The following is a 17,256-nucleotide window of genomic DNA, read 5'->3' on the forward strand; positions in this document are numbered from 1 at the left end:
TCAACCCGGCAAAGGCTCATCTGCTGAATTCGCCCGGCAGCCTTTGTGCCTCAGCCGATCGCCTGGGTCACCAGCGCAAACTCGGTGACCCCGGCGCTTGATCGGGGCGGCACACCGCGCACCATCCGTGGCGAGTTATCCACGCAGGGCAGCCCCAGGTTTTCCAGCCAGTCGGCCAACCCGCATGCGGTGGGAATATCGAAACGCACGAACGCACCCGGGATCAACCGAAGAAGGTGAGTGATCAAGTGTCGGGCCTGCTCCGGGTGTTGCGCGACGACGGGGCCAATGAGGTGGCCGCGACCAAACTGGCGGAGCAGGGCCCACCCTTGCAGGTGCCCCTCTACCTCGATGCCCACCACGTGCTCGGCCGTCGGCAGCAGGTCGTTGAGTACACCGGTGCGGTCCAGGCCACTGGCGGCATTGGCCAGTTCGATTACCTTGGGGTAGTCGGCCCGGTTCAGTACGCGACATTGCGCGTGGCGGGTCTCGGGTAGGAGCTCCGGCGTCTGCGGCACGCCCTGATGTTGCTGAATCCGTGCAAATTCAACGAATCCCATGCTGGCGTACAGCGGCGCGCCTGACTCGGTGGCAGTGAGGATTGGCGTGCGCGGGCCCACGCTGTCCAGGCACAGATTCATCAGGCGACGCCCGATGCCTTTGCGCTGGTGCTGATGACTGACGATCACCAGGCCGATGGACGAATAGGCCCCCTGATGGCAGGCGAATGCGACGCCTGCCAAGACACCGTCCTGTTCGGCGACGAAGCCTTCGGATGTGCGCTGCACCATCGCCCAGTCTTCCTCGCGGTGCGGCCATTTGAGGTGCACGGACAGTGCATGGGCGGCGGGCATGTCGGCGGCGGTTGCCGGGCGATACAGGTAAGCGCAATTCACATCGGTTTCCTCTGCTGGCAAGCAGGCACCGAGCCTACGGTGCGTTGCGGCTGTGGCGGTAATCGCTGACGGCCTCGTACACCGCCTTGCGCAGGCGGTTGATGCCGCCGATGGGGCGGTGTTCTTCCACGCCGAACCAGGGGTTGAACGACTGGTTGTCGCACGCCAGATTCAGCGCGGGCGTGTCGAAGTCCTGCGCCGGAACCCGCACCTTGGCCACGGTTTCAAAAGGTGCGTCGCTTTCCTTCCATTCGATGCTGGTGTCTTCGATGGGCATGAATGTCTGCGGGTTCTGTCGCTGGATCTGCAACACGAAGCACGCCGATACGCGGTCGGTGGAGAGCTGCTGGTTCAGGGCGCTGCGCAGGAAGTTCGGCAGGTCCAGGTTCTGTTTGGGCAACGTATATTCCGGGCAGCTTTGCGGGTCGGGAGCGACGCGGAACTTGGCGTTGGCCGCACCGAACTTGTAAGGCGAAACCGAAAAGTAGGTGGTCTGCGTCGGGCTGGCCGGGGCGGGGGCGAGGGTTGCCAGGGCGATGAACAGGTGGCGTATCTGCCAGGTGCGTGGGTCGGCCTTGGGGAAGAACGCCAGCACTTTCTTGCCATCCGCCTGGGCCCCGATGTTCTGCGCATATTCGGCCACATCGCTGACAAAGAAGTTCGGGTGGCTGAACATCACGAAGTCCTGTTCCGTGCGCGCTTGCTGGTCGGCCATCAGCTGTTTGCCCGGTACATCCAGCAACTTGAGGGCCATGCCGCGGGCATCCCGGATGCTGTCGAATTGCGGGTACGCGTTGCCGTTGGACAAGCGCATCGTCGCCTGCCAGGTCTTGCCCGGCTCGGCGAATACACCCTGGCGCAAGGCCGGTTCGAGGTCGGCCAGCACGCTGACTTCGGCTTTCACACAGCCGTGGGCCTTGGCATGGGCATCGCGCAGGTAGCGCGTGCCTTCGCGGTGCTGGTCGACGATGCGTACCGCCGTCTGAATGATGCCCTGGGTCATGGCGGCTTCACCTGGAGGGATCTGTTCGTCCGGCGACACCGGGCCGCTGTGCTGCCAGGCGAACCACAGGCTCGCGGCCAGCCATACCAGCAAGCCCAGGCCCACCAGCCACAGCAATGTTTTGCCAACGAAGGCGCCGAGACGCAGCCAGATACGCGCGAGCATGGAGGGTTCCTTGTGGGGTGATCGGATCATCATGGCAACTGTTGCTCCAGGGGGCCGCCCAACACTTTGAGGTATTCCAGCAGCGCCCAGCGTTCTGCGGGTAACAAGCCCCGGCCGATCACGCCGTTGCCACGCTGGCCGGCCCGGAATTCGTGGCCGCTGTTGTGGTTGCCGGTAATCCTGGTGTCGAACAGGAAGGCGTTCTTGAAGGCAGTGGTTTCAAAGCCCAGGTGACGCGGGTCGTAGTTGAACGTGCCTTTATAGAAGGTGCTGCTGCGTTCATCCTGGGGTGAAAGCAACTGGTAAATCGTCGGCACGGAACCGTTATGCAGGAACGGTGGGGTGGCCCACACGCCCGCCAGCGGCCGGGCTTTGTAAGCACGTAATTCCCTGACCCCGATGGGCAGGCCAAACCCATCCAGGCCGGGGCGTTCGGCGGGAGTCACGCCTGCGGCGCGGTAGGCGTGTTCTTCAACGAACGCGGTGACATATGCCAGGCCCTGGGCCACGGACAGGTGTTTGGGGTCCAGTGGCGTGGTTGGCGCGGGGTGCAGCTGCACATTGAGCGTGGCCAGTTCCGCTGGATCCCATTGCAGGGCGCTGAGGTCGTAGCGCTGGTCGGCAATGTTGTTGGCGGTGTTGGGGTCGGTGCCGATGTAGTCCACCGCCAGCATCTTCAATTGTTGCACCGGGCGACCTTTGTCCTGGGTGACGCTGGGCACGTGGCAACCGGCGCAGTTTTCCGCGAACAGTGCGCGGCCTCGAGCGGCGAGCGGTTTGTCGATGGCGCCGAACAGGTCTTCGGGCCAGGTGGGCGGCTTGAGACGCTGCAAGGTTTCTTCGATCAGGTTCAGATCGCGCACGCGTACGCTGGACGGGTAGCGCGCGTCGCCCTGCAAAGGCTGGCCGGCAGCGTCGAAGAAATCCAGGGTCGCGCCGACACCGAGGGCTTCACCGATATTGCGTGCCATGGGCTGCTGGGCCGAACCGTTCCATTGCACCCAGTCGAAGGTCCAGATATCCCACAGCTGCGGGTAGTCCACCGGGGCGTTGGCGATGCGGTAGTTCTCTGGGGAAATGGCATCGCCGAAGCTGGCATTGGCGATGCGGCCGAAGGCGTCGGTGCGCCCCGACCCTTCTTCGGTGGGGTAGAGGCCCCGGTGGGTATCGTTCCAGGCGACCTTGAGGAACCTGTTCAGCGACTGTTTGAAGTCCCGGCGCAGTTGGCTGTGCTCGGCTTCGTAGCGGTCGCCCAGAACCTGGCGGGCGAAGCGCTCGAACTTCCACGGGTTGTAATAAGTCGCCGCAAGGCTGGCGACCAGGGCCTGGCCGAAACTGCCGCCGCGCAAGGTCGGCACGCTCGACGGCAGCACATGCTGGGCTGAGCCACCGTCAATGCGCAGGGCCTGGCCCTTGAAGTGCAACTCGCCGGTGTGGCAGGCGGCGCAAGTGATATCCAGGTATTCAACGTTGCTGCCAGCATTTTGATGCCGGGCGAAACCTACAGGCAGGTTGCCGGGGTTTTGCGTGGTGGGCACTTGCTTGGGGTCGACCAGGAAACCGAAACGGGCCAGGTATTCAGGCGTGGCAAAACGGCGCTCGGAAAACGGCAGCTCCAGGGCGGTGAACCAGTCGTAGTGCAGGCCTTTGACCTGGGTGCCCTGGGGTGTGAAGTAATAGGTCTGGCGGTCGGCGGCGCTCCATTGATTCTGGTAGTGCACCTGCTCCACGGGCACGTAATCCGGCAGCTTGGGGTTGACGATGTAGTAGAGCACCACGGCCAGAAGCAGGCCCAGGGCTATGAGGATCACGAGGAAAACACGGGAAAAAATGCGCAAGTTAACTATCCTTGTCGAGTTGTCACGTTGTTATGCCACTACGCCAAGGGTGCGGCAAGTGGCCATGAGCCTGGTAGTGGCCGTCCCACGATCCGTCGCGGGCCTTCATCATGGATGAAATTGCTTTTAAACACGTGAACTTATCAGACGTTTCCTGCTCACATGCCGGTAGCCATTGGTCGTGGCCGCCTGATAAGCTCGCGACTTTATTCGAATGCCCTTTTGGCGCATGAACAAGGAAATAGCATGAAACAGCATCGGTTGGCGGCGGCGGTGGCCCTGGTTAGCCTGGTACTTGCGGGTTGTGATTCGCAGACCAGCGTAGAGCTGAAAACCCCGGCGCAAAAAGCTTCCTACGGCATCGGCCTGAACATGGGCAAAAGCCTTGCCCAGGAAGGCATGGATGACCTGGACTCCAAAGCGGTAGCCCAGGGCATTGAAGATGCGGTCGGCAAGAAAGAGCAGAAGCTCAAGGACGACGAACTGGTTGAAGCCTTTGCCGCGCTGCAAAAGCGCGCTGAAGAGCGCATGACCAAAATGAGCGAAGAGTCGGCGGCCGCCGGCAAGAAATTCCTTGAAGACAACGCCAAGAAAGACGGCGTCGTCACCACCGCTTCCGGTCTGCAGTACAAGATCGTCAAGAAAGCCGACGGCGCCCAGCCCAAGCCAACCGACGTGGTGACTGTTCACTACACCGGCAAGCTCACCAACGGCACCACCTTTGACAGCTCCGTGGACCGTGGCAGCCCGATTGACCTGCCGGTCAGCGGCGTGATCCCAGGTTGGGTCGAAGGCCTGCAACTGATGCACGTAGGCGAGAAGGTCGAGCTGTACATCCCGTCCGACCTGGCTTACGGCGCCCAGAGCCCGAGCCCGACGATTCCAGCCAACTCCGTGCTGGTATTCGACCTGGAGCTGCTGGCCATCAAGGACCCAGCCAAGGCTGACGCCGCTGCCGCACCTGCTGCACCTGCCGCCAAGAAGTAATCGGCGCTTGAACAGACAACGCCCCGTTTCGACGGGGCGTTGTCGTTTATGGGGTTTGAGGCGCTGCAAACCCCCTGTGAGGCTCGCCGGCCGCCGCACGACGCCCCGGCAAATCCAAACGAACGTCCGCAACCTGAAGCAGTCTGATATAAAACTCGAGCACGGGTAGCCGCACACGCCTGCCAAGTCAATGAAATCTTGGGTTTTTTTGATGTGCGCAAAAAACGCCCGATCTGACTGCAAGCCTTGTAGTCCGTGGCTTTCAGCCATGAAAAAAGGCTCTGTTCACAAGGTTATCCACAATTTGTGTGGATAACCTTTCTGTCGTATGGAACTGGAGTGACCCATGAAACCACCCTTCAATTTCACCCGCTTCCTGCCCATGGCCGCACGTCTGCTCGGGCGTGGCCGTTTGCCAACGCTGCTGTTCGCTGTCGCTGCCAAGGGCTCAAGCCAGGGCAATCGCCTGGGCCAGCTCAAGGATGATCTCAAGTTGCTCCAGGCCCTGTGCCTGGCTTACTGGCGCGGCGAGTATCGGGCGATCAGCCCCAAGGCGTTGATCTCGGTGGTGGCGGGGCTGATGTACTTCCTCAGTCCGATTGACGCGATCCCGGACTTTATCCCAATGTTCGGCATGCTCGACGACATTGCCGTGCTGGCATGGGTCATGAAGACCCTGAGCGGCGAGCTGAGCGCGTTTCGTGCCTGGCGTGATGCGCAGCGCCCGGAAAAGCTGGCCGTGGTCGAGCGCCTGCCTGCCACACCCGAACTGCTCGCCCGGGAAAATCCGCAAAAAAACTAATGCTATGGACTATCCCCCTGCGACCTCTGTGGCTGTTAGGATTACACTTCTAAGGAAAGAACTTACTTAGTAAGTGTTTTTATCCTACGGGGCAGTCATGGATATCCAGATCATTTCACGCAATGGCGAACCCGAATATGCGGTGTTGCCATGGGACCAGTACCAGGCGCTGCTAAAAGCGGCCGGTCAGCAACCCCCCACATACGCTTCTTCCCCTGCCGCACCCACTCTCACCGACCAGGACCTGCATCCGCTCGCAGCCCTGCGCGGCCTGCGTGAAGCCAAGGGCCTGGCCATCGAAACCCTGGCGCGCACGGTGGGTATCAGCCCCTCGTACCTGGGTTTGATTGAAACGGGTGAACGCCAGCCGGATGCCGCTATTCGCCGCAGCCTGGCCTGGGAATTGGGCGTTGCAGGTTGGAGGGAAGAATCGTGAGCCTACGTATCAGCCGTCAACATTGGGATGGGTTACTCAACGAACTGGACCAGGCACGTCGCCAGCGCCATCTGCTGACCTACCGTGCGCTGCTCGAGCGTCTGCAGTTCCCGACGCCGGCGATGCAGACCCTGGCCGCCGCCCTGGAGCACCTGGCGGCGCTGGACGCCAAGGCCGAGCAGCCGCTGCGCAGCTCGCTGGTGATCAGCCAGGGCGCCAGCCGCCTGCCGCGTACGGGGTTCTTTGAATGTGTGGAGCGCCTGGGGCGTTTCAGCGGGCCTTCCGACGGCGTGGCCGCCGCCTCCTGGCACGCTTCGGAGGTGGTGCGGGTGTTCGAGTACGAATACCCGGAATCCGCCGAAGCCTAAGCGGGCAGCAGGTCCAGGCTGTCGATCACATGGATGCTGTAGCCGGCCACTGCTTTGGCATGGTGCTTGGCCTGCGACGCCAGTTCCGCCAACTGGCTGGCATCGAGTTGCGCACAGGCCTGTGGATACAAATGCACCACCCCAATCGACAGTGAAAGCAATGCGAACTCCTGGCGTACGCCCTGGCGGTTTAGTGCGACGAAGCAGCCGGCATCGAGGTGCTCGGCGCGGTAGAAGCGCCGGCATTGGGTGTGAAAGTCATCCAGCAGTTGATTGAGGCGTTTGCGCCAGTCCTGTGGGCCCAGCACCAGTAAAAAGTCATCGCCACCGATATGCCCGACAAAGTCGCGGCTGGGGTCGACCCGGTCGTTCAGGCACTGCGCCAGGCACAACAGCACCTCATCCCCGCGACCATAACCGTAGATATCGTTGAACGGCTTGAAGCTGTCGATATCCACGTAGCAGATCACCGATTCACGCTGCTGCTGCAACAGACGCGTCAGGCATTGCTGGATCGGCACGTTGCCCGGTAGCAGGGTGAGCGGGTTGGCGTAACGCGCCTGCTGGATTTTCAGCTCGGTGATCAGCTTGAGCACATCGATGACCCGGCCCAGCCCCAGATAATCACCGTTCAAGGTAATGATGAAATCTTCTTCAATGCGTTGCCGCGCGCGGCTGGTCAGCAAGCGGCTGACCTGCTGCAGGGACTGGCTCAACTCCACGGCCAGGAAGTCGTCGCTCATCAGGCGGCTGATCGGCTTGCGGGCGAACAGGTCGGTAGCGAACGGTTTGAGCAGCGCGTCCGACAGCGAGTGTCGATGCACAATGCCGACCGGGTGGCCGCGGCTATCGAGCACCGCCAGTGAGTTGAGATTGGCCTGGCGGCGGAAGGATTCGAGCACCTGGGCGGTTGCGGTGTTTTGGTCCACCGCCGGCTGTTCATTGAGCAGGGCGCTCAAGTCACTGCCTTCTTCACTGAGGGCGATATTGGCGTTATCCGGCTTGGGCAGCATCAAGCGTGCCTCTTGCGGCGGCTGTTCCTGGGGCCGGCAAAGCAGGTAGCCCTGGACCAGATCGACGCCCATGTCCGTCAACACCGCCAACTCTTCCGGCAGTTCGATCCCTTCGGCGATCACTTGGGCGCGGGATGCCTTGGCGATCTGCATGATCGAGCCGACGAATTCGCGCTTGAGGGCGTCCTGGTGAATGCCGTCGATAAAATGCCGATCGATCTTCACATAATCCGGGCGCAGCTCCGACCACAACCGCAGGCTGGAGTAACCGGCGCCCAGGTCATCCAGGGCGATGGCAAAACCCATGTCGCGATAATGATGTAACGCGGTCTGCAACAGCTGGAAATCATCGGTGGGGGTCTGCTCGGTGAGTTCGATCACCACTTGGCTGGGGGCAATCCCGAAGTCGCGTAGCAGCTGCAGCGTACGTCCCGGTTGGTGCGCCGTCTCCATCAGGGATTCCGGCGAGATATTGAGAAACAGCTTGCCCGGCAGCTTTTGTTCGCTGAAGCGTCGGCAGGCGCTCGCACGGCAGGCCATTTCCAGTTCGCTCAGGCGCCCGGCATGGCTGGCGATGGAGAACAGCGCGACGGGGGAATGCAGCGGGCTGTTGGACGGGCCGCGACTGAGGGCCTCGTAGCCGAGAACGCGCCGTTCAGACAAGCAGATGATGGGTTGGAACAGGCTGTGCAAACTGCCTTGAGCCAGGATAGAGCCCAGTGCATCCAGCTGTTCGGTCATGGTCATGGCGATCTCGAGCGAAAAAAAAGGACCGCAGGCGTGAAGCCTGCGGTCCTTTATTTCACGACAGAATGATGTCTATATGATGACACTCCGAGGAGCGATCACATTAAATTGCCATCATTTACTGCTTGGCCACCTGCTTGGTGATTTTCAGGTAGTCCAGCAGGATGCGACCGGTCTCGGCCAGATAGGCGTCGTCTTCCGGCTTGGTTTTATCTGCCTCGGTGGGCAGCGCATCTTCATCTTCTTTCTTCAGCTCTTTGAGCGGCTCTTCGCCCTTGGCCTTGCGGCGCACGTTTTCCAGGACAAGCTGTTGATTTTCAATGTCGGCGTGCTGCTTGCGACGATCCGCCTCGTTGAGGCTGACGGTTTTCTCTTCCATCAACTTCTTGGCCAGGGCCAGCTTGTCGCGGATGAAGACGAACTCGGCGTCCTTGGCGGAGCGCGTGTCGTGGTCAGCTTTGAGCTGGGTCAGGAACGGTTTGAACGGGTCCGACGCCGGCTTGATCGCAGGACGGATGGTGTCCCACGGCATGGCTTCGGGCAGGGCGCTCTCGCCGATTTCCTTGGTGTCGATGATCGACGGGAAGTCGATGTCCGGCAGTACGCCCTGATGCTGGGTGCTCTGCCCGGAAACCCGGTAGAACTTGGCCAGCGTCAGCTTGAGCTCGCCATGGTTCAGCGGCTGGATGGTCTGCACGGTGCCTTTGCCGAAGGTCTGGCCACCGATGATCAACGCGCGGTGGTAGTCCTGCATGGCGCCGGCGAAAATCTCCGAAGCCGAGGCCGAGAGACGGTTGACCAGCAATGCCATCGGCCCTTTGTAGAAGGCGCCCGGGTTCTCGTCTTCCAGCACGTCGACACGGCCGTCAGCGTTGCGCACCAACACGGTCGGGCCCTTGTCGATGAACAGGCTGGTCAGCTCGGTGGCTTCCTGCAGGGAACCGCCGCCGTTGTTGCGCAGGTCGATGACCACGCCGTCGACTTTTTCCTTCTGCAGTTCCGTGAGGATTTTCTTCACGTCGCGGGTGGTGGACTTGTAGTCCGGATCACCGGCGCGGAAGGCCTTGAAGTCCAGGTAGAAGGCCGGGATTTCAATCACGCCCAGCTTGTAGTCCTTGCCATCCTGCTTGAGGTTGAGGACTTTCTTCTGCACGGCCTGGTCTTCGAGCTTCACCGCTTCACGGGTGATCGACACGATCTTGCTGGTCTGGTCGTTCGGTGCATTGGTGTGCGGAATCACTTCCAGGCGCACCACGCTGCCTTTAGGGCCACGGATCAGCTTGACCACTTCGTCCAGACGCCAGCCGACCACATCGACCATCTCTTTGTCGGCCTGGGCCACACCGATGATCTTGTCGGCCGGGGCGACCTGCTTGGTCTTGTCCGCCGGGCCTGCCGGTACCAGGCGCACGATCTTGACCTGGTCGTTGTCGCTTTGCAGGACGGCACCGATGCCTTCCAGGGACAGACTCATGTTGATATCAAAATTTTCCGCGTTATCTGGCGACAGATAATTGGTGTGCGGGTCGTAGGACATCGCGAATGTGTTGATGTAAGCCTGGAAGATGTCTTCGGCACGGGTCTGGTCCAGGCGCGCCAGTTGATTCTTGTAGCGCTTGGTCAACAGTTCCTGGATGGCCTTGGGCTCTTTGCCGGCGATCTTCAGGCGCAGCACCTCGTCCTTGACGCGTTTGCGCCACAGGTCGTCGAGTGCGGCGGTGCTGGTCAGCCAAGGGGCGTCCTTGCGATCCACCAGAAGGGTTTCCTTCTCGGTGAAGTCGAGCTTGTCGATGCCTTTGTTCAGCTCACCCAAGGCGAAGTCCAGGCGCGCTTTGACGCGGTCCAGGTAACGCTTGTAGATGGTGAAACCTGGCTGCAGGTCGCCGCTCTTGAGCAAATCGTCGAACTGGGTCTTCCATTTGTCGAACTCAGTGATATCACTGGCCAGGAAGTAGCTGCGCGACGGATCCAGCAGCTTGAGGTAGCTGTTGTAGATGATCACCGAGCGCGCGTCGTCCAGCGGCGGCTTGCTGTAGTGATGGCGCTTGAGCAACTCGACGACGTTAAGGCTGGCAATCACCTCATCGCGATCAGGCTGAAGGTTGTCCCAGCTATTGGCTGCGAACGTATTGGTCGACATCGACGCGAAGCCGAGACCAATGAAAAGAGCGAGGGCGGTGCTGGGGAACAGATGCTTCATGCTGATTCGACGCGGGGGCAATTGATAACGCATATTAGGCCGTCTTTGAGGGAGCCGGTTCCATATGGTCCGGTCGCATAATGCAAAAAGCCCGGCGCTACTGCTACGGGCTCAGTCCGGACTCACTATGGAGGCACTGTGAAAGCATTGCAAGGCGTTGAGGGTGATGTCGAGCGGTGGAATAGCTCGCTCCTACGTGCGATGTAGGCCAAGTTCGCATTTGTGAGGTGGTAGCGAACTCTCATCGCGCTGAATTCCAGAGTGGGAGGGGGCTCGCCCCCGATGGCGGTGTATCAGTGAAGAATGTTTCATCTGATACACCGCCATCGGGGGCAAGTCCCCTCCCACATGGGACCCCGGTTGGTTCAGACCCAGTGGTGGATCGGCCAGCCGGCGTTTTCTGCGTGTTCGCGCAGTACCGGGTCCGGGTTGACCACCTGCGGGTGGTCCACCTTGAGCAATAAGGGCAGGTCATTGCGCGAATCCGAATAGAAATACGCGCCCTCCAGGCTTTCACCTTCCTGCTCCAACCACGCCAGCAGCCGTGTGATCTTGCCTTCGCGGTACGTCAGCACGCCTACCGTACCGCCGCTGTACACGCCATGGCTGACATCCAGCTCGATGCCGAGCACTTCGTCGATACCGATGCGCGCCGCAATCGGTGTGACCAGGTGCGTACCCGAGGCGGAAATCACCAGGATCCGGTCGCCATTGGCGCGGTGCCGGGCGATGGTCTTGGTCGCGTCGCTGTAGATCAGCGGCTCGATCACGTCCTCGACCCAGGGTTCCACCAAGTGTTCGATTTCTTCCGGGGTGCGGCCGATCATCGGCTCCAGGCTGAAATCCATGAAATCTTCCATGCGCAGCTCGCCCCGGCTGTAGGCCGCCATCAGTTCGTCGTTCCTGCGCATGAAGGATTCAGGGTCGACCCAGCCCAGGCGGCCCATCTGTGCGCTCCATAACGTGGCGCAGTCGCCGTGGATCAGGGTGTCGTCCAGATCAAAAATTACCAATGCCATCCGTCTGCTCTCTCAGTCAATCGTCGCCCTTCAGGCTACTTCACACAGGGCGCTGGGGTCGATGGAAAGTGCCAGGCGCTGGCCGTCCGGATGCAGATCATCGGCGCTGCGGTTGAGCACATCCACCACCAACTCCACGCCACGCGCTTCGATGCGGTAGCGAATCACGTTGCCCAACAGGCTGTGGCTGCGCACCAGCGCATCGAGTTCGCCGCTGCGGCTCAGTTCGATGGCTTCGGGGCGGATCGCGATGCGCCCGCTGATTGGACGTTGCAGCAGTTGGCTGGCCTTGTCGGCATCCAATAGGTTGTAGTTGCCGATAAAACCGGCTGCGAAGACATCCACCGGCGCGGTGTAGAGGGTCTCGGCATCGCCGCTCTGCACGATCTTGCCCTGGTTCATCAGGAAGATGCGGTCCGACATGGTCAGGGCTTCTTCCTGGTCGTGGGTGACGAAAATGGTGGTCAGCCCCAATTCGCGCTGGATCTGGCGGATCTGCTCGCGCAGGTGCTTGCGAATCCGCGCATCCAGCGCCGACAGCGGTTCATCCAGCAGCAACAGGCGCGGGCGGGTCACCAGGGAACGGGCGAGGGCGACGCGCTGGCATTGGCCGCCGGACATCTGATGCGGGTAGCGGCCGGCGAGGTCCTTGAGTTCCACCAATTGCAGGACGTCCTGCACGCGCTTGTGGCTGTCATCGGCGTTCACCTTCTGCATGCGCAGGCCGAAGGCGACGTTCTGCTCCACGGTCATGTTGGGGAACAGCGCATAGCTCTGGAACACCATGCCAATGTGGCGTTTCTGCGGGCTCAGCGGGACGATGTCCTGGCCGTCCAGCAGGATTTTGCCACTGTCCACCGAGGTCAGCCCGGCGATGCAGCGCAGCAGGGTCGACTTGCCGCAACCGGACGGACCGAGCAGGGTGACGAACTCGCCCTTGGCGATTTCGCAGTTGATATCACTGAATACCGGCGTGCCGGCGTAGCCTTTTTGCAGGTGTTGGACGCTGACGAAGCTCATTGGCTTTTGTCCTTGTTCAAGATATTGGCGGCCCAGGTCAGCACCAGCACAAAGAAGAAGTAGGAGATCACGACGGCGCTGGTGAAGTGGCCGCTGCTGTTGCGCATGTTGTTCAGGTACACCTGCAGGGTTTCATAGCGGGTGCCGACCAGGATGTTGGCGAACACGAACTCACCGAACAGGAAGGAGAACGACAGCAGCAGCGCCACCATCAGGCCTTTGCGCAGATTGGGCAGGACCACGAAGATCGCGGCTTGCCAGGTGCTGGCACCGAGCAGTTGCGACGCGTCCATCAAGTCGCGCAGGTTGATCGCCTGCAGGTTATTGGTGATCGCGCGGTACATGAACGGCAGCGCCACGGTGAAGTAGCAGCCGATCAGAATCCACGGGGTGCCCACCATCGCCAAGGGGCCGGAACCGTACAACTGCAGCAGGCCCACCGACGACACCACCGGTGGCACGGCGAACGGCAGCAGGATCAGGATGTTCATCAGCGCATCCAGCTTGGGGAAGTGGTAATGCACCACGAACAGCAGCGGCAGGATCAACACCACCGAGAGGATCAGCGCGCCCACGCACACCAGCAACGATTGCGCAAAAGCCATCAGAAAGCGCGGGTCGCTCCATAGCTGCGTGTACCATTTCAGGCTGAAACCGGCGGGCAGGATGGTGGCCGACCAGCTGCTGGAGATGGAATAGACAAAGGTGCCCACCAGCGGCAGCACCAGGATCAGGAACAGTATGTAAACCACCACCCGGTGGTAGAGCGATGCCGGGCCGGCTTCAGCGCGAGACATGGTAGCTCCTCTTGAGCAGCAGTTGATGGACCACCGTGACCACGGTCATCAGCGCCACCAGCACCACGGCCAGGGCACTGGCCAGGTTCGGGTCCAGCGACACGTCGCCGGAGACCAGCCCCGCGATGCGGATCGGCAGCACGTTGAAGTTGCCGGTGGTGAGGGCGTACACGGTGGCGTAGGCACCCAGGGCGTTGGCCAGCAGAATCACGAAGGTGCCGAGCAGCGCGGGCGTCAGGACCGGCAAGCCGATATGCCGCCAGAAGTGCCAGCCATTGGCGCCGAGCAGGGCGGCCGACTCACGCCAGTCTTCGCGCAATGCATCGAAGGCCGGGTACAGCAGCAGCACGCCGAGGGGAATCTGGAAATACGTATAGAGAATGATCAAGCCGGTTTTCGAGTACAGGTTGAAGTCCTCAATGATCCCCGCCTGCTTGAGCATGATGGTGATGCTGCCGTTGAACCCCAGCAGGATGATGAACGCGAAGGCCAGGGGCACGCCGGCAAAGTTGCTGGTCATGTTGGCGAAGGCGGTGACGAAGTTGCGCAGCGGCGAATCGACCCGGCGCAGGGAGTAACTGCCCAGGGTGGCGATGATGATGCCGAAGACGCTGGAGTAGAAACTGATCTCGAGGCTGAACTGGATCGCCTGCAGGTAGAACTTCGAGCTGAAGATGCGTGTGAAGTTTTCCAGGCTCCAACCGCTGTCTTCGGTTTGCAGGCTGTTGATCAGCACCCAGGCCAACGGCGCGATTTCGAACACGATAAAGAACAGCGCGAAGGGCACCAGGCACAGCAAGGCCAGCCATTTGCCGCGATTCATGGCATTCACTTGAGCAACTCCCGGCAGACAGGCTTGTCGTGGGGCACGCCGAGCAGCGCGCAGACGGTACCGCACAGCTCGGTCTGTTTCGGCGCGGCGTTGGCATCCAGGCTGAAGGCGTCGCCCAGCACAAACAGTGGCACTTCGCGCTCTTCCGGCAGCAGGCCGTTGTGGGAGCGGTCGTTGTTCATGCCGTGGTCGGCGGTGACCAGCACCTGGTAACCGGCGTCGAGCCAGCCCTGCAGGTAGTCGGCGAGAATGATGTCGGCCGAGCGTGCGCTGTTGCGGTACTGCGCGCTGTCGAGGCCGTGCCTGTGGCCGGCGTCGTCGATGTTCATCGGGTGCACCAGCAGAAAGTCCGGCGCGTGCGCAAGGCGCAGGCTTTCGGCGTCGGCCAGCAGGTGGGAATCCGGGTAGTGGTCATTCCAGTAAAAATGCCCATGCTGGATCGCCAGCGCCTGATCGTCGGTATGACGATCACGGGCGGCGAGAAAGGGTGTGCGGTTATACAGTTCGCTCACCCAGTGGTAAGCCGCCGCCGCGGTGGTCAAGCCGGCATCGCGGGCGTAATGAAAAATGCTGCGCTGGTTGGACATGCGCGAGACGTTGTTGTGGACGATGCCGCTCTGGATCGGCGCAACGCCGGTCAGGATGCATTCATACAGCGGGCGGGACAGGGCGGGCAGTTCACATTCCAGTGTGTAGAGGGCTGCGCGTCCTGCGCCGACATAGGCCTGCAAATGCCCCATGGCGTGCCGGGCAACCGCAAAGTTCAGGCCGTCGAGCACGACAAGGATGACAGGGTGCTTCATGGGGGCTGGGGCTCCGCGACAGTTAGGGCTTGACTCGATTTCTCGGTAACAACACCGGGCTCTACTGTGGGAGGGGGCTTGCTCCCGATAGCAGTGGATCAGCCAATGAATCTGTTGAATGACACACCGCTATCGGGAGCAAGCCCCCTCCCACATTGGATCTCCAGTGGATTTCCAATGTGGGCGACAGGCTTACTTCATTTCTACGATGACCTGCTCGTTCCACAGCTGCGGCAGCTTTTTGGACGTGGCTTCCCAGGCATCGGCATCCTTGATCGGCTGCGGGTTAGCCTTGGTGTACTGCTCACCCGGGATCAGGTTCTTGGCGATGTCAGCCGGCAGTTTCAAGTCGGTTTCGGCACGGATTGGGCGTGCATTGCCTTTGGCCAGGTTGATCTGGCCGGCATCGCTGAAAATGTATTCGCGCGTCAGCTTGGCGGCGTTCGGGTGTTTGGCGTACTTGTTGATGATGGTGGTGTAGCCGGATTTCACCGAACCATCCGACGGGATCAGCACCACGTAGTCATCCGGGTTGGCCATCTTGGCTTTATAGCTCAGGCCGTTGAAGTCCCAGACGATACCCACTTCGACTTCGCCTTTTTCCATGGTGGCGATGGTCGGGTTGGACAGGGAGAGGCGACCTTGCTGGGCGATCTTGGTGAAGAATTGCAGGCCCGGCGCGATGTTCTTCTCGTCGCCTTTATTGGCGATGGCGGCTGCCAGCACAGCGTTGGAAGCCTGGGCCGCGGTGCTTACGTCACCCACCGAGACCTTGTACTTGCCGGTTTGCAGGTCGGCCCAGCTGGTAGGCACTTCGGAACCGTGCAGCAGCTTCTTGTTGACGATAAACGCGATGGTGCCGGTGTAGGCCAGCGCCCAGTGGCCGTCCTTGTCTTTCGCCCAATCCGGCACCTGGGCCCAGGTGGACGGTTTGTAAGGCTGGGTCACTTCCTGTTTCACCGCGATGGGGCCGAAGGCCGCGCCCACGTCGCCGATATCAGCGCTGGCATTGTCTTTTTCGGCTTTGAACTTGGCGATTTCCTGGGCCGAACTCATGTCGGTGTCGATGTGCTTGAGGCCATAGGTCTTGGCCAGGTCTTCCCAGGTGCCTTTCCAGTTGGCCCAGTCATCGGGCATGCCGACGCTGTTCACGGCGCCCTCGGACTTGGCGGCGGCTTCCAGGGTTTTTAGATCGGTATCAGCGGCCATGGCTGCGGTGCACATGGCAATGGTCGAGCCTAACAGTGATGCCAGGAAAAGCTGTTTCATCCGAAGCTCCTTTGGGCGTTTTCAACGCGGCGTTTTATGCAGGCGGTGTGGTTGGTCTAGGTCAGAGCAATACCTGAGCCAATCTAGACGCGATGGATGACAGTTTCATGTCGATGTCGTTTTTGAGGCGCCGATGTCGTTCGGCGCAGACTTAGCGTAGACCATGACCAAGTGCCCGTAGCGCCTGGACTTGGCCGATGTATTGCAGGGTGTGGTGCACGCGGGTGATGCGGCTGTCATCTGTCGGTCATCTGCAATGCCTAGGCTGGCGCAACATTGAGGTGGGACGTTTATGCAGCTTTATGTGCACTCGAATGGTGCTGGTCTAGTCCAGATAGGTAACGTTAATGCGTGACGAGGCAATCAAAGCGGTAACCTCCATCGGGCTGGCACTGCAGGAGCAGATCGACCACGGCCTGTTGCCGCCCGCCAGCAAACTGCCCGCCGAGCGCAAGCTCAGCGAGTTGTTTGGTACCACGCGCATTACCGTGCGGGAAGCCTTGTTACAGCTTGAAGCTCAAGGGCAGATCTATCGCGAGGAGCGCCGAGGCTGGTTCGTCTCGCCGCCTCGATTGGCCTACAACCTGATGCAGCGCAGCCACTTTCACGCGATGGTCAACGACCAGGGCCGGGTGGCATCGACCCAGGTGATTTCTGCCCGCCTGCAACCGGCATCGGCGGCGGTCTGCGCCTGGTTACAGTTGCCGGCGCTTTCCAGCGTGATCCAGATCTGCCGGGGACGGCGGATCGACGGGCGGCTGGTGCTGTACGTCGAGCACTACCTGAACCCGCAGTATTTTCCTGGGATCCTGGCGTGCGACCTGAATCAGTCGATGACCGAACTGTATGCGCGCAAGTACGACCTGCACTATGGCCGGGTGCGTTTCGAGATCGTACCGACCTCACTGCCGGTGGAGGCCGCCGCTGCGTTGCGCGTATCGGTGGGCAGCCCGGGCTTGCGGATCGCCCGGGTCAACTATGACCAGCACCAGCGCTTGATCGACTGCGACCTGGAGTTCTGGCGGCATGATGCGATTCATGTGGGTGTGGACGTGGTTTGA

At 61.0% G+C, this 17,256-nt stretch carries 16 protein-coding genes; 5 read left to right on the forward strand and 11 right to left on the reverse strand.

From position 1 onward, the window contains the following. Nucleotides 1-50: 50 nt before the first annotated feature. From C4J92_RS09040 to C4J92_RS09050, 3 genes are all read right to left on the reverse strand, one after another. Nucleotides 51-854, reverse strand: a complete 804-nt coding sequence (locus C4J92_RS09040) for a GNAT family N-acetyltransferase (RefSeq protein ID WP_177413198.1) — start codon at nucleotides 852-854, stop codon at nucleotides 51-53. Nucleotides 855-930: 76 nt separating this feature from the next. Continuing rightward, the gene (locus tag C4J92_RS09045; protein WP_124403597.1) at nucleotides 931-2,064 is read right to left on the reverse strand and encodes a catalase family protein; all 1,134 of its coding nucleotides are present in this window, start codon (nucleotides 2,062-2,064) and stop codon (nucleotides 931-933) included. 29 nt (nucleotides 2,065-2,093) lie between these two features. Next, entirely contained in the window at nucleotides 2,094-3,902 is a 1,809-nt protein-coding gene (locus tag C4J92_RS09050) for a di-heme-cytochrome C peroxidase (RefSeq protein ID WP_124403598.1), read from the reverse strand. A 246-nt stretch (nucleotides 3,903-4,148) separates the two neighbouring features. On the opposite strand from C4J92_RS09050, the gene C4J92_RS09055 reads away from it, so the two are divergent. The 4 genes from C4J92_RS09055 to C4J92_RS09070 all read left to right on the forward strand — a co-directional run bounded on the left by C4J92_RS09055 (nucleotide 4,149) and on the right by C4J92_RS09070 (nucleotide 6,495). Further along, complete coding sequence (locus tag C4J92_RS09055) at nucleotides 4,149-4,889, forward strand: FKBP-type peptidyl-prolyl cis-trans isomerase (protein WP_124362036.1); 741 nt, start codon at nucleotides 4,149-4,151, stop codon at nucleotides 4,887-4,889. Between the two features lie 346 nt (nucleotides 4,890-5,235). Then, entirely contained in the window at nucleotides 5,236-5,691 is a 456-nt protein-coding gene (locus C4J92_RS09060; RefSeq protein WP_124362037.1) for a YkvA family protein, read from the forward strand. 97 nt (nucleotides 5,692-5,788) lie between these two features. Then, nucleotides 5,789-6,127: a helix-turn-helix transcriptional regulator gene (locus C4J92_RS09065; protein ID WP_124403599.1), complete on the forward strand. Its 339-nt coding sequence runs from the start codon at nucleotides 5,789-5,791 to the stop codon at nucleotides 6,125-6,127. Further along, nucleotides 6,124-6,495, forward strand: coding sequence for a hypothetical protein (locus tag C4J92_RS09070; protein WP_005786715.1), 372 nt, complete (start codon nucleotides 6,124-6,126; stop codon nucleotides 6,493-6,495). The genes C4J92_RS09065 and C4J92_RS09070 overlap by 4 nt, the downstream gene beginning before the upstream one ends. On the opposite strand, the gene C4J92_RS09075 is transcribed toward C4J92_RS09070, so the two are convergent. The 8 genes from C4J92_RS09075 to C4J92_RS09110 form a co-directional block, all read right to left on the reverse strand. Continuing rightward, on the reverse strand, nucleotides 6,492-8,255 hold the full coding sequence (locus C4J92_RS09075; protein ID WP_124366473.1) for a bifunctional diguanylate cyclase/phosphodiesterase: 1,764 nt from the start codon (nucleotides 8,253-8,255) through the stop codon (nucleotides 6,492-6,494). The two genes, C4J92_RS09070 and C4J92_RS09075, sit on opposite strands and share 4 nt — an antisense overlap. Nucleotides 8,256-8,373: 118 nt before the next feature. Beyond that, nucleotides 8,374-10,455, reverse strand: coding sequence for a carboxy terminal-processing peptidase (locus C4J92_RS09080; RefSeq protein WP_177413180.1), 2,082 nt, complete (start codon nucleotides 10,453-10,455; stop codon nucleotides 8,374-8,376). 365 nt (nucleotides 10,456-10,820) lie between these two features. Beyond that, nucleotides 10,821-11,474: an HAD family phosphatase gene (locus C4J92_RS09085; RefSeq protein WP_124403601.1), complete on the reverse strand. Its 654-nt coding sequence runs from the start codon at nucleotides 11,472-11,474 to the stop codon at nucleotides 10,821-10,823. Between the two features lie 30 nt (nucleotides 11,475-11,504). Next, on the reverse strand, nucleotides 11,505-12,494 hold the full coding sequence (locus C4J92_RS09090) for an ABC transporter ATP-binding protein (RefSeq protein WP_124403602.1): 990 nt from the start codon (nucleotides 12,492-12,494) through the stop codon (nucleotides 11,505-11,507). Next, nucleotides 12,491-13,291, reverse strand: coding sequence for an ABC transporter permease (locus tag C4J92_RS09095; protein ID WP_124366477.1), 801 nt, complete (start codon nucleotides 13,289-13,291; stop codon nucleotides 12,491-12,493). Before C4J92_RS09095 ends, C4J92_RS09090 begins: the two co-directional genes overlap by 4 nt. Then, a complete protein-coding gene (locus C4J92_RS09100; RefSeq protein ID WP_164485241.1) occupies nucleotides 13,278-14,114 on the reverse strand; it encodes an ABC transporter permease subunit in 837 nt (278 codons plus the stop codon). The genes C4J92_RS09095 and C4J92_RS09100 overlap by 14 nt, the downstream gene beginning before the upstream one ends. 5 nt (nucleotides 14,115-14,119) lie before the next feature. After that, nucleotides 14,120-14,926 (reverse strand): alkaline phosphatase family protein, encoded by an 807-nt coding sequence (locus C4J92_RS09105; protein ID WP_124403603.1) that lies wholly within the window; start codon nucleotides 14,924-14,926, stop codon nucleotides 14,120-14,122. Nucleotides 14,927-15,118: 192 nt separating this feature from the next. Then, nucleotides 15,119-16,195 (reverse strand): ABC transporter substrate-binding protein, encoded by a 1,077-nt coding sequence (locus C4J92_RS09110; RefSeq protein WP_124366480.1) that lies wholly within the window; start codon nucleotides 16,193-16,195, stop codon nucleotides 15,119-15,121. Between the two features lie 347 nt (nucleotides 16,196-16,542). On the opposite strand from C4J92_RS09110, the gene C4J92_RS09115 reads away from it, so the two are divergent. Then, nucleotides 16,543-17,256: a UTRA domain-containing protein gene (locus tag C4J92_RS09115; protein ID WP_124362047.1), complete on the forward strand. Its 714-nt coding sequence runs from the start codon at nucleotides 16,543-16,545 to the stop codon at nucleotides 17,254-17,256.

This window comes from Pseudomonas sp. R3-18-08, assembly GCF_003852065.1.
Lineage (GTDB): Bacteria > Pseudomonadota > Gammaproteobacteria > Pseudomonadales > Pseudomonadaceae > Aquipseudomonas.